Origin of the sequence: Caballeronia novacaledonica (assembly GCF_900258035.1) — a bacterium.
Lineage (GTDB): Bacteria > Pseudomonadota > Gammaproteobacteria > Burkholderiales > Burkholderiaceae > Caballeronia > Caballeronia novacaledonica.
On record NZ_OGTP01000003.1, the window covers coordinates 129,253 to 144,966 of the forward strand.

Sequence of the window (15,714 nt, forward strand, 5' to 3'; positions counted from 1 at the left end):
CGCTTTCATCAAAAAGCGGCTTCGCGCCGCCCGCATGTGCAAACGATGGAAGCAACGGAGTAAGGCCCGGTGGCAGAAGAAAGCGATCTCGAAAAAACCGAATCAGCCACGCCCAAGCGCCTGGAAAAGGCGCGGGAGGAAGGCCAGGTTGCGCGTTCGCGGGAGCTTGCGTCGTTCGCGCTGCTCGCGGCGGGATTTTTCGGCGTGTGGGGTTTGTCGGGCGCGATCAGCCAGCATCTGCAATCGATTCTGCGCGGCGCGTTCACGTTCGATCACGCAACCGTGCTCGACACACGCCAGATGATGATCGGCGCGGCGAACGCGGGCAGGGAAGGTTTGTTCGCGGTGCTGCCGGTGCTGCTGCTGACGGCTTTCGCCGCGCTCGCCGCGCCGATGGCCCTCGGCGGCTGGCTCATCACGACGAAGCCGCTCGCGCCGAACTTCGGGCGGCTGAATCCGATCAGCGGCCTCGGCAAGATTTTCTCGGTGCAGGGGCCGGTTCAGTTGGGCATGTCGATGCTGAAGACGATCGTCGTCGGCGGCATGGCGGGCTCGGCGATCTGGAGCCGCAAGGCCGAAGTGCTCGGCCTCCTGACGAAGCCGCTCGATCTCGCGCTCGCCGACGCGATGCATCTGATCTACGTGTGTTGCGGCATGGCGATCGGCGGACTGTTTCTCGTCGCCGCCGTCGACGTGCCTTACCAGCTCTACTCGCACGCCAAAAAGCTGCGCATGAGCAAGGAAGAAGTGAAGCGCGAGCACAAGGAAAGCGAAGGCGATCCGCACATCAAGGGCAAGATCCGCGCACAGCAGCGCGCGGCCGCGCGTCGCCGGATGATGCAGGCGATTCCGACCGCCGATGTGATCGTCACGAACCCGACGCACTTCGCCGTCGCGCTGAAGTACACCGACGGCCAGATGCGCGCGCCGAAGGTCGTCGCGAAAGGCGTGAATCTGGTCGCGGCGCGCATCCGCGAACTGGGCCGCGAGCACAACGTGCCGCTGCTCGAAGCGCCGCCGCTCGCGCGGGCGCTGTATCACAACGTCGAGATCAACCGCGAGATTCCGGGCGCGCTTTACGGCGCGGTCGCGCAGGTGCTGGCGTGGGTCTACCAGTTGAAGCGCTACCAGGAAGATGGTGGCATCGAGCCGGACGAACCGTCCGATCTCGACGTGCCGAAGGAACTCGACAAAGGCGGCGTATCCGACGCCGACGCCGATCAGGAAGCCGCAGAGGCCCTGGCTGGCGACAACACTGACAATGGAGCCGCCGCATGAACGCGCGCGCTGGATTTTTCGCCAAACGGCCCGACGCGCTGGGCACGCAGAACCTGCGAGCCCTCGCCGGCCCGATCCTGATCTGCATGATCCTGGGCATGATGATTCTGCCCTTGCCGGCGTTCCTGCTCGACCTGCTGTTCACCTTCAATATCGCGCTGGCGGTGATGGTGCTGCTCGTCAGCATGTACACGCAAAAGCCGCTCGACTTCGCGGCGTTCCCGAGCGTGCTGCTGTTCTCGACGCTGCTGCGCCTGTCGCTGAACGTCGCGTCGACGCGTATCGTGCTGCTCGAAGGCCACACCGGCCCGGACGCGGCGGGTCAGGTGATCGAATCGTTCGGGCACTTTCTCGTCGGCGGGAACTTCGCGGTCGGTATCGTCGTGTTCGTGATTCTGATGATCATCAACTTCATGGTGATCACGAAGGGCGCGGGGCGTATCGCGGAAGTGGGCGCGCGCTTCACGCTCGACGCGATGCCCGGCAAGCAGATGGCCATCGACGCCGATTTGAACGCCGGCCTCATCAACGAGGAAACCGCGAAGAAGCGCCGTCAGGGCGTGGCGCAGGAAGCCGAGTTCTACGGCTCGATGGATGGCGCCAGCAAGTTCGTGCGCGGCGATGCGATCGCCGGTCTTCTGATCATGGTGATCAACGTGGTGGGCGGGCTCATCGTCGGCATGCTCCAGCACGACATGGACTTCGCGCACGCGGCGACCAACTACACGCTGCTGACCATCGGCGACGGCCTCGTCGCGCAGATTCCGTCGCTCATCATCTCGACGGCGGCGGGCGTGATCGTGTCGCGCGTCGCGACCGAAGAGGACATTGGCACGCAGTTGACCGGCCAGTTGTTCCAGAATCCGCGCGTGTTGATGATCACGGGCGTGATCATCGGCATCATGGGTCTGATTCCGGGGATGCCGCATTTCGCGTTCATGCTGCTCGGCGGCGGCCTCATCTACGCCGCGCGCACGATGAACAAGCGCGCCGAGGCGAAGAAGAAAGCGAGCAACGTCACCGATGTCACGCCGCTCGCGGCGAGCGCGGCGGCGGCGTCGGCGGAAAATGCGGAAGCGAGCTGGGAGGATGTGTCGCTCATCGATCCGCTCGGGCTGGAAGTGGGATATCGGCTGATTCCGCTCGTCGATCGCAACAGCGACGGCGAATTGCTCAAGCGCATCAAGGGCATCCGCAAAAAGTTCGCGCAGGAAATCGGATTTCTGCCGCCGGTCATTCACATTCGCGACAATCTCGAACTTCGGCCGAATGGATATCGTATTGCGCTGAAGGGCGTCGAGGTGGGTGTCGGCGAAGCGTTTCCCGGCCAGTGGCTCGCGATCAATCCGGGACAGGTTTCGGCCGCGCTGCCGGGCACGCAGACGCAGGATCCGGCCTTCGGCTTGCCGGCGGTGTGGATCGACACGAATCTGCGCGAGCAGGCTCAGGTGTACGGCTACACGGTCGTCGACGCGAGCACGGTCGTCGCGACGCATTTGAATCATCTCGTGGTGACGCATGCGGCCGAGTTGCTCGGACGTCAGGAAGTGCAGGCGCTGCTGGAGCGCATCGGCAAGGACACGCCGTCGCTGACGGACGATCTGGTGCCGAAGGTGATTTCGCTCACGACGCTGCAGAAGGTCTTGCAGAATCTCCTAGACGAAAGCGTGCCGATCCGCGACATGCGCACGATCCTCGACGCGCTGCAGGAACACGCGCCGCGCATTTCGGATCCGTACGATCTCACGGCGGCGGTGCGTCTCGCGCTGGGCCGCGCGATCACGCAGCAGTGGTATCCGGGCACCGACGATCTGCAGGTGATGGGCCTCGATCCGACGCTGGAGCGTGTGTTGTCGCAGGCTTTGTCGACGGGGACGAATCCCGGACTGGAGCCGGGCCTCGCGCAGACGCTGATGAATTCGACGCAGAACGCGATCATGCGTCAGCAGAATCTCGGGTTGCCGCCGGTGTTGCTCGTGCAGCACTCGCTGCGCGCGATGCTCGCGCGGTTTCTGCGCAGGAGTCTGCCGCAGTTGAAGGTGCTGTCGTATGCGGAAGTGCCGGATACCAGGAATGTGAAGGTGGTGAATTTGATTGGGGCGTGAGGCGCCGCCTATTGAAGCGATGAAGCGATCATTCCCTTGAGGTTGTCGGCGTCGAACGCCACGGTTTTGTCCGTGTAATAGTTCGCCCGCTCGAATTGCTTCTTCGTGACCGATTTCTGGCTCTCCGCGATTGCCAGAACGTAACCGCTGATCTTCTGTACCTTGTACTGCATATAGATCACTTCGGCCTCGAGCAAGTGCGTGGCATTCGATGCACCGATGATGATCAACGGCTTGCTGGCTTCGATGACGTGGTCCGCCACGAGGCGGCCCGGAATGGGAAGCTCGACATCGGAGCGAAGAGTGAGGCCGATTTCCCCGGCGATCTCCTCGAGAACGCTCGACAGCCGCTCCTTGAAGTCGCTATTCGATTGCCGCTCTGCCTGCGAAGTTGCGATGCCGTAGAGTTGCTGGGCAGCCTCGGCGACGCGAAACACATACGGCGCGATACTTCGTTCATCGAGCGCCGTGGCGCGTATCACTTCGTCGTCGCAAAGGCTCGCGGGGCTCAAATCGGCGAATTCGCGCGACCACCGTCCGACCGCTGCCGACTCCACATCGCCCCCTGCCATGCTTGCGTACAAGCAGGCCTCCCCATTTTCATCGATTACATACGTCCCTTGCTGCGGACGAACTCGGACCACCACGCGATCCCCGGTTCCCGGATATTCGAGTGGCGTGACGATTCGATGCATGCCGTTGGTATCGGCATGCACTTCGAAAAGGGAACAGATGGTTCGCTTCAGCGATTCGGCTAACTCCATAGCTCACCTTGGCGATTGATTTTGATCGACGTTTCGACTCCGACGGCTTTGCAGAAAATCCTTATTAACTCGGCTCTGTCCGCTTCCAGTCGAGGATCGAAGTCACGATGCGGCTTAAGATTAAGCTCGGGTGCTCGCGGCAGCAAGCGATTCCGGTAGTCGATCGTCGTCTTGCAAGGCGTCTTGCAATGCAAGCCTTTGTGGCTGGGATGGTAATGGAGCTCGAAGACGGGATATAAATCGCCGTTGTGAACGGCGCAAAGCAAGTACCCGTAGAACGAGCGGTCCGTGCGCTCGGGGCCGTCGTGCCAGATGAAGATCACCCGATGCTCATCCGACACGGATATCAGGTCGGTAGCCTGGCTGCTTTGTCGCCCGATCTTATTGAACGGCTATGGCAGTCTGTTTCTGATCAGCTTAGTGAATTGCGGAGTTCGCGCGAGATGCTTGGGTGCGCTCTTATGTGCGGCAAGCTCTTTCGGATTCAAGATGCGGCTCTCTCGGTAATTCGACCCGATGGTAACCGCATCCACTGGCACGCAATACTTCGTTTAACGAATGTTTCAGTCCACGTAGATGATCGCTGCGCCGACGCAGTAGTCTCCCTCAACACTCCACAATATTCACCGCCAATCCGCCACGCGACGTTTCCTTATACTTGGTCTTCATATCCGCGCCCGTCTCCCTCATCGTCTTGATGACCGAATCGAGCGAAACATAATGCGACCCGTCCCCGCGCATCGCCATGCGCGCGGCATTGACGGCCTTCACGGAACCCATCGCATTGCGTTCGATGCACGGAATCTGCACCATTCCGCCGACCGGATCGCACGTCAGCCCGAGGTTGTGCTCCATGCCGATCTCGGCCGCGTTCTCCACCTGCGCCGGCGTGCCACCGAGCACGGCCGCCAGCGCGCCCGCCGCCATTGAACACGCGACGCCGACTTCGCCCTGACACCCGACTTCCGCGCCGGAGATGGACGCATTCATCTTGTACAGAATGCCGATGGCCGCCGCCGTCAACAGAAAGTCGATCACGCCTTGCGTGTTCGACCCCGGCACGAACCGGTCGTAGTAATGCAGCACCGCCGGAATGATCCCCGCCGCGCCGTTGGTCGGCGCCGTGACGACACGCCCGCCGATCGCGTTTTCTTCATTCACCGCGATCGCGTAGAGATTGATCCAGTCGATCATCGAAAGCGGATCGCGCAGCGCCTGCTCCGGCTTGCCCGCAAGCGCCTTGTACAACTGCGGCGCGCGGCGCTTCACCTGAAACGGTCCCGGCAAGTGCCCTTCCGCTTCCGGATTGCCGATACCGCATCCACGCGCGACGCAATCCTGCATCACGTCCCAGATGCGCAGCAGGCCCGCGCGAATCTCGTCTTCGCTGTGCCAGACGCGCTCGTTTTCCCACATCAACTGCGCGATCGATTTGCCCGATTCCGCGCACATCTTCATCAGCTCGTCGCCGGTCTGGAACGGATACGGCAACTGCTCGTGAGCCGTCAGCACCGCCGTGTTCGCCGCGCCCGCCGTCACGACGAATCCGCCGCCAACCGAGAGATACGTCGCTTCGCGCAACAACGCGCCGTCTGCATCGAACGCGTGGAGCTTCATGCCGTTCGGATGCTCCGGCAGCGCCTGCCGATAGAACGCGATGTTCTCCTTGATCGTGAACGGAATCTTGCGCACGCCGAGCAGCGCGAGCGTTTTCGACGTCCGCACCTGCTCCAGTCGAGGCACGATGCTCGAAGCATCGACGGTATCGGGCGCGTCGCCCATCAGGCCGAGCATCACGCCGCGGTCGGTGCCGTGGCCCTTGCCCGTCGCGCCGAGCGAGCCGTACAGCTCACATTTCACCGATGCCGCCGATTCCAGCAGCCCGTCGCGCTCGAGCCCTTGCGCGAACATCAACGCCGCGCGCATCGGTCCGACGGTGTGCGAGCTCGAAGGTCCGATGCCGATCTTGAAGAGGTCGAATACGCTGACTGCCATGACTGCTCCTGCGTGTAAGTGTTAGCGCGCCGGCAGCGGCAGACACACCGCGAGCCACGCGGGCGGTGTCGGTGCGAGCCGCAGCGCGACCGGCGCATAGCGGCCGTCCAGCCGCGCCGCCAGATGAAAGAGTTCCGCCGCGTTCTTCGGATCCCATTGACCCGAAAAACCCGGCAAGCCCGCCTCGCGACGCTTGGCGTCGAACGGCACCGACGACTTCACGAATTCATCGTGCGTCTTCGTGCCGAGCGCGTAGGGCGTGAGCCAGTTGAGCGCAACGGCCAGCGTCGCGCCCGACTGCGCGCGCTCCGGCAGCCAGTTGCGGTTGTGCCGCCGCGCGGCGAGCGCCGCCGTCACGAGCGGCTGAAGATCGTAGGTGACGTAGCGCAGCGCATCGCGTTCGGCGAAATCGACCGTCGATCCGTCCGGCGCGATGTTGTCGCCGATATGCTCGACGAACAACCGTTGCGCCGCGTTGATGAGCCTGCGGTCGTCGATCGTGAACGCGCCCATCGCCACCAGTTTCACGCGATGACTCTGCCAGTTGTTCCGGTAAGTGCCCGTGAGCGGCCGGGGCTGCTTGTCCATGTCGGTGATGTAGCCGGTCACCATTTTCGTGATGAACGCGTTCGCCGCGTTGCGCGTCTTGACCGGCAACGCGCTCGCCGTGAGGTCGTACGCGAGGATCAGCGATTCGAAGTTCGTCTCGTCGATCGGATTGAAGCTCGGCTGATAAGTCGTCGCCCAGGCAAACAGAAAGCGTTCGACGAGCCGCAGATAGCGCTCGTCGCCCGTTGCGCGCCACGCGAGCGCGGCATCGCGCATCAGGCCGAGGTCTTTTTCCGCTTCGACGCTCTCGTCGTAAATGCCTTCGTGCGGCAGCGTGCCTTCGGTGTGCAGCTTCGCGCGCGGCTTCGGCTGATCGTTCACGTGCGATTGCACCATCTTTACGAGCGCCTTCACGCCGGGATCGGCGTTGGTGCGCTCGCTCGTCTGCATCGCGGGCGCGGCGCAGAAATTCATCGCGGCCTGCGCGGACGACGCTGCGACCAGCATCGCGCCGAACATCGCGCGCGCCGCGCACGCGCGGAACGTCCCTTTCACCTCTCGCACCTTGAACGCCATGTGAACTCCCTGGTTTGGCTTTTTGGTCCGGGGTGAGATGTTAGCTGTTCTGGAACGCGCCGCAAAACCGCCCGACAATGCTTTACGCTTTCGGGCGGCGCTCTCTCAGGCTCCTGCGCGAAACGTCACTCGTCCGCGTACTCCGATACCGGCACGCACGCGCACATCAGGTTGCGATCGCCGTAAGCGTTGTCCGCGCGGCCGACCGGCGACCAGTACTTGCGCGCGATCAGCGACTTCACCGGATACGCCGCCGCTTCGCGCGTGTACTTGTGCGTCCACTCGTCCGCCGTCACGACCGTCGCCGTGTGCGGTGCGTTTTTCAGCACGTTGTCGTCGCGATCGGCGCGGTCTTCTTCCACCGCGCGAATTTCTTCGCGGATCGCGATCATCGCGTCGATGAAGCGGTCGAGCTCTTCCTTCGATTCCGATTCCGTCGGCTCGACCATCAGCGTGCCGGGCACGGGGAAACTCATTGTCGGCGCGTGGAAGCCGTAGTCGATCAGACGCTTCGCCACGTCTTCCACCGAAATGCCGCTCGATTCCTTGATCGGCCGCACGTCGAGAATGCATTCGTGCGCGACGAGTCCGCCCGCGCCGCTGTACAGCACCGGATAGTGCGGCGCGAGCCGCTTCGCGACATAGTTCGCCGCGAGAATCGCGCTTTCGGTGGCGGCGGTGAGACCTTGCGCGCCCATCATCGCGATGTACATCCACGAGATCGGCAGGATTGCGGCCGAACCATAAGGCGCCGACGATACCGCGCCGATGCCCGCCTCGTCGCGCTTATAGCCGGTCGATGCCTGATTCGGCAGAAACTTCGCCAGATGCGCGCCGACCGCGACCGGGCCGACGCCCGGTCCGCCGCCGCCGTGCGGAATGCAGAACGTCTTGTGCAGGTTCAGGTGCGAGACGTCGCCGCCGAACTGGCCGGGCGCGCACAGGCCGACCATCGCGTTCATGTTCGCGCCGTCGACATACACCTGCCCGCCGTGCGAATGCACGATGTCGCAGATTTCGCGGACGTTGCGCTCGAATACGCCGTGCGTCGACGGATACGTGATCATGATCGCCGCGAGATTCGCGGAATGCTTTTCGGCCTTCGCCTTCAGATCGTCGATATCGACATTGCCGTTCGCATCGCACGCGACCACGACGACCTGCATGCCCGCCATCTGCGCCGACGCCGGATTCGTGCCGTGCGCGGACGCCGGAATCAGGCACACGTTGCGATGCGCTTCGCCGCGCGATTCGTGATACGCGTGAATGATGAGCAAGCCCGCGTATTCGCCTTGCGAGCCGGCGTTCGGCTGCAGCGAAACAGCCGCGTAACCCGTGCACGCGACGAGCATCTGTTCGAGCTGATCGATCATCGTGCGATAGCCGAGCGTCTGCTCGGCCGGCGCGAACGGATGAATCTGCGCGAACTCGGGCCACGTGACAGGCAGCATTTCCGATGTCGCGTTGAGCTTCATCGTGCAGGAACCGAGCGGGATCATCGTGCGGTCGAGCGCGAGATCCTTGTCGGCGAGGCTGCGCAGATAGCGCAGCATTTCGTGCTCGGAGTGATGGCGGTTGAAGACCGGATGCGTGAGGTACTCGCTCGTGCGATGCAGATTCGCCGGGATCGAATCGGCCGCGGCCTGATCGAGCGCGTCGATATCGAACGTTTCGGTCTTGCCCGCGACTTCCGCGAACAGCGCGAAGAGCTTGAGCAGGTCGTCGCGCGTGGTGGTTTCGTCGAGCGATACGCCGACTTGCGTGGCGCCCACGTGGCGCAGATTGATGTGCGCGGCGTAAGCGGCCTGATGCAGCGCGGTCGTGCTTGCGCCGCTTTCGATCGTGATCGTGTCGAAGAACGTGTCGTTCGCGATCGTGTAGCCGAGCTTCTGCACGCCCGCCGCAAAGACGGACGCCACGCGGTTCACGCGCAGCGCGATCGTCTTCAGGCCGCGCGGGCCGTGATAGACGGCGTACATGCTGGCCATGATCGCGAGCAGCGCCTGCGCCGTGCAGACATTCGACGTCGCCTTCTCGCGGCGAATGTGCTGTTCGCGCGTTTGCAGCGCGAGGCGCATCGCGGGATTGCCTTGCGCATCGACCGTCACGCCGACGAGACGGCCCGGCATCTGGCGCTTGAATTCGTCGCGCACGGCCATGTACGCCGCGTGCGGACCGCCGAAGCCGACCGGCACGCCGAAACGCTGCGTGTTGCCGATCGCGACATCCGCGCCCCATTCGCCCGGCGGCGTGACGAGCGTCAGCGCGAGCAGATCCGCCGCCGCGACGACATGGCCGCCCGCCGCGTGAATCGCTTCCGCGAGCGCGCGATAGTCGCGCACATCGCCATTCGCGCCGGGGTATTGCAGCAGCACGCCGAACGCATTCGCGCTCGCGGCATCGGCGGCCGGGCCGACCTTCACTTCGATGCCCGCGGGCTTCGCGCGCGTTTTCACCACTTCGATGGTCTGCGGCAGCACGTCGTCGGCGACGTAGAACACGTTCGATTTCGGCTTGCCGATGCGTTGCAGGAGCGTCATCGCTTCGGCTGCGGCGGTGGCTTCGTCGAGCAGCGAGGCGTTCGCCATCGCGAGGCCCGTCAGGTCCATCACCATCTGCTGGAAATTGAGCAGCGCTTCCAGACGGCCTTGCGAAATCTCCGGCTGATACGGCGTGTAAGCCGTGTACCACGCCGGATTTTCGAGCACGTTGCGCAGGATCACCGCCGGCGTGTGCGTGCCGTAGTAACCCTGTCCGATCCAGGTTCGAAACACCAGATTCTCGTCCGCCAGCTTGCGCAGCGACGCGAGCGCTTCCGCTTCGCTCTTCGGCTGCGTGAACGCGCCGAGCGGCAGCGTTTCCTTGCGGCGGATCGATTCAGGAATCACCGCATCGATGAAGGCCGCGCGCGACGCGAAACCGAGCGCGTCGAGCATGGCGCGCTGGTCCGCTTCATCGGGGCCGATGTGCCGCTCGGCGAATGCGTCGTGACATTCGAGCGCGGCGAGTGACAGGGAGGTGCGGTTCATCAGGCGATCCGGGTGTTCGAGCTTCATGTGATTTCCTGCGATCGCGGCTCGCGGTCGAGCCGCAATCGTCATTGAGATGAGTTATTCGCCGATCGACTTGCCGTAGCCTTCGGCGTCGAGCAGCTTGTCCAGGCCGGCGTCGCCCGCCGGCTTGATCTTGAAGAGCCAGCTTTCGTACGGCGCGCCGTTCACCTGATCGGGCGCCGAGGTGAGCGCGTCGTTCGATTCGACGATCTCGCCCGAAACCGGCGCGTAAATGTCGGATGCCGCTTTCACCGATTCGATGACGGCGATCGCGTCGCCAGCGGCAACGGTCTTGCCCGCCGCGGGCAGTTCGACGAAAACGATGTCACCGAGCGCTTCCTGCGCGTGATCGGTGATGCCGACGGTCAGCGTGCCATCGGATTCGGTGCGGACCCATTCGTGCGATTCGGTGTATTTCAGATCGGCCGGGATGCTCATTGGATGCTCCTTGCGTGGTTCTTTCGTGAGGTCTTGATCGGAGGAAACGGGCGCGACGGCGTTACGACAGCTCGACGAGAACCTTGCCGTTGCGCACGAACGGAAGTTTTACCACGCGCGCCGGAAGTTGCTTGTCGCGGATGACGACCTGCACCGTGTCGCCGATGGCAACGCCCGTGGGCACGCGCGCGAACGCGATGGATTCCTGCATCGACGGCGAAAAGGTGCCGCTCGTGATCTCGCCGTCGCCGTGCGGCGTGACGATTTTCTGGTGTGCGCGCAGCACGCCGCCCGCCTTGCCGTTTTCCTTGATCAGCACGAGCCCGACGAAGTTCGCCTTCGAGCCGTGCGCTTCGAGCGCGCTGCGGCCGATGAAATCGCGCTCCGTTTTCAGATCGACGGTCCATGCGAGGCCGGCGTCGAGCGGCGAGACTTGCTCGTCCATGTCCTGGCCGTACAAATTCATGCCGGCTTCGAGGCGCAGCGTGTCGCGCGCGCCGAGACCGGCGGGCTTCACGCCTGCGTCGCGCAGCGCGTTCCAGAGCGCTTCGACATGCGTCGCCGGAACGACGATCTCGAAACCGTCCTCGCCGGTGTAGCCGGTGCGCGCGAGCATCAACTCGCCATATTGCGTCGACGGAAAGACGACCGCGTTGAACGGCTTGATGGATTCGGTTTGCGCGCGCGTGCCCGGCAGCACTTGCCAGGTCTTTTCGCGCGCGTTCGGGCCCTGAACGGCGACGATCGCGAGATCGCGGCGCGGCGTGATGGAGAGATTGAATTCGCCTTCGGCGTTCAACTGCCCGAACCAGGCGATGTCCTTCTCCGCCGTGCCCGCGTTCACGACGGCGCGGAAACGCGTTTCGGAGAAGTAGTAGACGATCAGATCGTCGATTACGCCGCCGTCGCCGTTGAGCAGGCAGGAATAGAGCGCTTTGCCGGGCGTCGTGAGCTTGTCGACGTTATTGGCGATCGCGTACTTGAAGAATTCGCGGACGGCGTCGCCCTCGAAATCGACGACGCGCATGTGCGACACGTCGAACATGCCGGCGTCGGTGCGCACCGCGCGATGCTCGTCGATCTGCGAACCATAGTTGACGGGCATGTCCCAGCCGCCGAAATCGACCATGCGCGCGTTGAGCGCGAGGTGGGCGTCGTGCAGGGGCGTGTGTTGAAGTTCGGTCATCGGGGCCTCGGTTCGCGAAACAAAAAAGGCCACGCAGCGCACATTTCGCTTGCCGGATGCGCCTTTCGTGCTGCCGGAAGCAGCGCGCAAGGCTCATGCCGCGAAGCGGATGCGATGCGTGACCCCTCTGTCCTCGGTACCTGAGAGATTGCGCGAACCATCAGCGTGACTGATGGTTCATCGCGCGCCCCTTCGGTGGGCAACTGGCTTCAGACGAAGCCGCTGCCGCTCTCCAGAGTGCGAGGAAATGATTCCTCGACGCAGTCGGTCCTTTTGCCTGAGAGTTTGCGGGTGTGCCCCTTCGGCGGCGCGGCCATGGCTGCGATTCGAACAAGCAGCGGCCACGCGCTCTCCCGACGCGTGCGGCAGAATTTACGCGACCGAATTGGGGTTGTCAAACGGATTCGGGCGCATCCGATGGACACCGGACACGCCTGCTGAACCGCGTTCAGCCGAGCCGCTGAAACGCCACGCGCCGCCCTTCCCTGTCGCTCTGAATCGCCAGCTCGATGATCGTCATGGTGTCGACGGCATCTTGCGGCGAAACCGGGAACGGCTTGCCATCCTGAATCGACGCCGCCAGCGCGCGATAAAACTCGACATACGCGCCGTCTTTCGTGGCGAATTCGTGACGCAGGTCGAGATCGCCATCGACTTCACGCAGCACGCCCGGCGGATTCTTCGCGAACTCCGGATTGCCCGGCCGCATGCCCGAGCGCAACTGGTCTTCCTGCGTATCGAGCCCGTTCTTCACGTAACTGCCGCGCGTGCCGTGGATCGCGAAACGCGGCGGCTCCAGCGCCGCGAGCGCGCTCGCGTGCAGGATCACTTCCTTATCGTCGTAGCCGAGCACGAGATGCACGTAATCCGGCGCGTGCGCGTGATCGCGATGCGCTTTCACGAACGCCGTCACCGTCTGCGGCGCGCCGAAAAGCGTCAGCGCCTGATCGATCAGATGCGGCCCCAGATCGAACAGCAGGCCGCCGCCGCGCTCCGCTTCCTCGCGCCAGCGCTGCGGCACTTTCGGGCGAAAACGGTCGAAATGCGATTCGTAATGCGTGATGCGCCCGAGCCGCCCGCTTTCGACGAGCGCGCGCACCGTCATGAAATCGCCGTCCCAGCGGCGATTGTGGAACGGCGCGAACACGAGCCCGCGTTGCGCGGCGAGATCGGCGAGCGTGCGGGCGTCGCGCGCGGACAGCGTAACCGGCTTATCGACGACCACGTGCTTGCCCGCCGACAACGCGCGATGCGCGAGATCGAAGTGCGTGTCGTTCGGCGTCGCCACGACGACGCATTCGAGCCCCTCGACGGCGAGCAGCGCGTCGAAGTCCGCGACGATCTGCGCGTTCGGGTAATCCGCCGTCGCGCGCTCGGCCTGGCTCGTCGCGATGGCCGTGACTTCGGCCCGGCCGCAGTGCTCGATGACGGGCGCGTGAAACGTCGCGCCGGCGAGGCCGTAGCCCATAACGCCGACTTTGAGTGCTGTGCTCATGCAGGCATCGTCCTGTCGTGAATTCGATCGGATATTGTGGCACGAACGAGGGCCGGAACCGCGCCGCCGCTATCGTGTTAACATCGCGCTCTCCTTCGCGCGCCGGTAACAGCAAAGCGCGCCTCAATTCCAAACGCCCAAAACGATGTCCGCTGGTCTGAACGCCGCGCAAAGCGAAGCCGTGCGCTATCTCGATGGTCCCTGTCTCGTGCTCGCCGGCGCGGGCAGCGGCAAGACGCGCGTGATTACGCAGAAGATCGCGCATTTGATCGAAGGACGCGGCTTCGAGCCGAAGCACATCGCCGCGCTCACGTTCACGAACAAGGCCGCGCTCGAAATGCGCGAGCGCACCGCGAAGCTGCTCGACGGCAAGACGCTCACGACGCCCGGCAAGGAAGGCCGCAAGATTCCGGTCAATCAATTGACGATCTGCACTTTTCACTCGCTCGGCGTGCAGATCATGCGGCAGGAGGCGGAACACGTCGGACTGAAGCCGCAATTCTCGATCATGGATTCGGACGACTGCTTCGGCATGGTGCAGGAGCAGCTCGGCACGACGGACAAGGGCCTGATCCGCAAGATCCAGTCGATCATCTCGCTGTGGAAGAACGCGATGGTGTCGCCGGATCAGGCGTCCGTGCTCGCGAACAACGAGGACGAGCATCAGGCGGCGATCGTTTATCGCAGCTATGCGGCGACGCTGCACGCGTATCAGGCGCTCGATTTCGACGATCTGATCCTGCGTCCCGCGCAGCTTTTCGCGGAGAACGAGCCGGTGCGCGACAAGTGGCAGAACCGCCTGCGTTATCTGCTGATCGACGAATATCAGGACACGAACGCCTGTCAGTACGAATTGCTGAAGCAGCTTGCCGGCCCGCGCGCGGCGTTCACGGCCGTCGGCGACGACGATCAGGCCATCTACGGCTGGCGCGGCGCGACGCTCGAAAACCTCGCGCAGCTCGGCAAGGATTTCCCGAAGCTGCACGTCGTCAAGCTGGAGCAGAACTATCGCTCGACGGTGCGCATTCTGACGGCTGCGAACAACGTCATCGCGAACAATCCGAAGCTGTTCGAGAAGAAGCTGTGGTCCGAGCACGGCATGGGCGACACGATCACCGTCACCGGCTGCAACGACGAGGAGCACGAGGCGGAATCCGTCGTGTTCCGGATGTCGGCGCACAAGTTCGAGCGGCGCACGCAGTTTCGCGATTACGCCATTCTCTATCGCGGCAACTTTCAGGCGCGCATCTTCGAACAGGTTCTGCGGCGCGAGCGCATTCCTTATGTGTTGTCGGGCGGGCAGTCGTTCTTCGACAAGGCGGAAATCAAGGATCTGATCGCGTATCTGCGCCTGATCGCGAATCCCGACGACGATCCCGCGTTTATCCGCGCGATCACGACGCCACGGCGCGGCGTCGGCAATACGACGCTCGAAGCGCTCGGGGCGTTCGCGGGCGCGGCGAAGGTGTCGCTGTTCGAGGCGGTGTTCATGGGCGGCATCGAGGCGCGGCTGTCGGCGCGGCAGGTCGAGCCGCTGCGCACGTTCTGCGAGTGGATTCGCCGATTGTCGGACCGCGCGGCGCGCGATCCCGCGACCGAAGTGCTCGACGACATGATGGAAGCCATCCACTACGAGTCGTATCTCTACGATGCGTACGACGAGCGGCAGGCGCAATCGAAATGGCAGAACGTGCTCGAATTTCTCGAATGGCTCAAGCGCAAGGGCACGAAGCCGGAAGCCGCGCCGGGAGCGGAGCAGACGGGCTACGACACCGCCGACGGTTTCGCCGACGAAGGCAAGAACCTGCTCGGCCTGATTCAGACTGTCGCGCTGATGTCGATGCTCGAAGGCAAGGAAGAAGATCCGGATGCGGTGCGGCTATCGACGGTGCATGCGTCGAAAGGACTGGAATATCCGCACGTGTTTCTGGTGGGCGTGGAGGAAGGCATCATGCCGCATCGCGGCGCTTCGGACGATGACGCGCCCGTCGACGATTCGCGCATCGAGGAAGAGCGCCGGCTCATGTATGTCGCGATCACGCGGGCGCAACGCAGTTTGCATCTGAACTGGTGCAAAAAGAGAAAGCGCGCGCGGGAGACGGTGGTGTGCGAGCCGTCGCGTTTCATCCCCGAGATGCTGCTCGACGACGCGCCGCCGCCGACGGCCGAGGAAGCGCCTTTGTCGCCGAAGGATCGTATGGCGATGCTCAAGGCGATGTTGCAGAAAAGCTGATGTTTCTTGGGCTCCAAATGAAAAACCCTGCGCCGCGACGCA

At 63.6% G+C, this 15,714-nt stretch carries 10 protein-coding genes and 2 riboswitches; of the genes, 3 read left to right on the plus strand and 7 right to left on the minus strand.

What is annotated here, in order from left to right; translation table 11 throughout:
- The first annotated feature begins 69 nt into the window (after positions 1-69).
- Together flhB and flhA are read left to right on the plus strand one after the other, a co-directional pair.
- Positions 70-1,278 (plus strand): flagellar biosynthesis protein FlhB, encoded by a 1,209-nt coding sequence (flhB, locus tag NOV72_RS06745; RefSeq protein ID WP_106853832.1) that lies wholly within the window; start codon positions 70-72, stop codon positions 1,276-1,278.
- On the plus strand, positions 1,275-3,383 hold the full coding sequence (gene flhA, locus NOV72_RS06750) for a flagellar biosynthesis protein FlhA (RefSeq protein WP_106853833.1): 2,109 nt from the start codon (positions 1,275-1,277) through the stop codon (positions 3,381-3,383). The genes flhB and flhA overlap by 4 nt, the downstream gene beginning before the upstream one ends.
- 8 nt (positions 3,384-3,391) lie before the next feature.
- On the opposite strand, the gene NOV72_RS06755 is transcribed toward flhA, so the two are convergent.
- From NOV72_RS06755 to NOV72_RS06790, 7 genes are all read right to left on the minus strand, one after another.
- Positions 3,392-4,147, minus strand: a complete 756-nt coding sequence (locus NOV72_RS06755) for a hypothetical protein (protein ID WP_245932928.1) — start codon at positions 4,145-4,147, stop codon at positions 3,392-3,394.
- 606 nt (positions 4,148-4,753) lie between these two features.
- Positions 4,754-6,142 (minus strand): L-serine ammonia-lyase, encoded by a 1,389-nt coding sequence (locus NOV72_RS06765; RefSeq protein ID WP_106853834.1) that lies wholly within the window; start codon positions 6,140-6,142, stop codon positions 4,754-4,756.
- Between the two features lie 21 nt (positions 6,143-6,163).
- Entirely contained in the window at positions 6,164-7,210 is a 1,047-nt protein-coding gene (locus tag NOV72_RS06770; protein WP_245932939.1) for an alginate lyase family protein, read from the minus strand.
- A gap of 182 nt (positions 7,211-7,392) precedes the next feature.
- Positions 7,393-10,323 (minus strand): aminomethyl-transferring glycine dehydrogenase, encoded by a 2,931-nt coding sequence (gcvP, locus tag NOV72_RS06775; RefSeq protein WP_106853836.1) that lies wholly within the window; start codon positions 10,321-10,323, stop codon positions 7,393-7,395.
- 54 nt (positions 10,324-10,377) lie between these two features.
- A complete protein-coding gene (gcvH, locus tag NOV72_RS06780; protein ID WP_106853837.1) occupies positions 10,378-10,758 on the minus strand; it encodes a glycine cleavage system protein GcvH in 381 nt (126 codons plus the stop codon).
- Positions 10,759-10,819: 61 nt separating this feature from the next.
- Entirely contained in the window at positions 10,820-11,944 is a 1,125-nt protein-coding gene (gene gcvT, locus NOV72_RS06785) for a glycine cleavage system aminomethyltransferase GcvT (protein WP_106853838.1), read from the minus strand.
- 117 nt (positions 11,945-12,061) lie between these two features.
- Positions 12,062-12,190: riboswitch (glycine riboswitch) on the minus strand.
- 9 nt (positions 12,191-12,199) lie between these two features.
- A riboswitch (glycine riboswitch) is annotated at positions 12,200-12,310 on the minus strand.
- 82 nt (positions 12,311-12,392) lie between these two features.
- Positions 12,393-13,439: an oxidoreductase gene (locus NOV72_RS06790; RefSeq protein WP_106853839.1), complete on the minus strand. Its 1,047-nt coding sequence runs from the start codon at positions 13,437-13,439 to the stop codon at positions 12,393-12,395.
- A 145-nt stretch (positions 13,440-13,584) separates the two neighbouring features.
- Here NOV72_RS06790 and NOV72_RS06795 point away from each other — a divergent pair, with 145 nt between their 5' ends.
- Positions 13,585-15,672, plus strand: coding sequence for a UvrD-helicase domain-containing protein (locus NOV72_RS06795; protein WP_106853840.1), 2,088 nt, complete (start codon positions 13,585-13,587; stop codon positions 15,670-15,672).
- Positions 15,673-15,714: the final 42 nt, after the last annotated feature.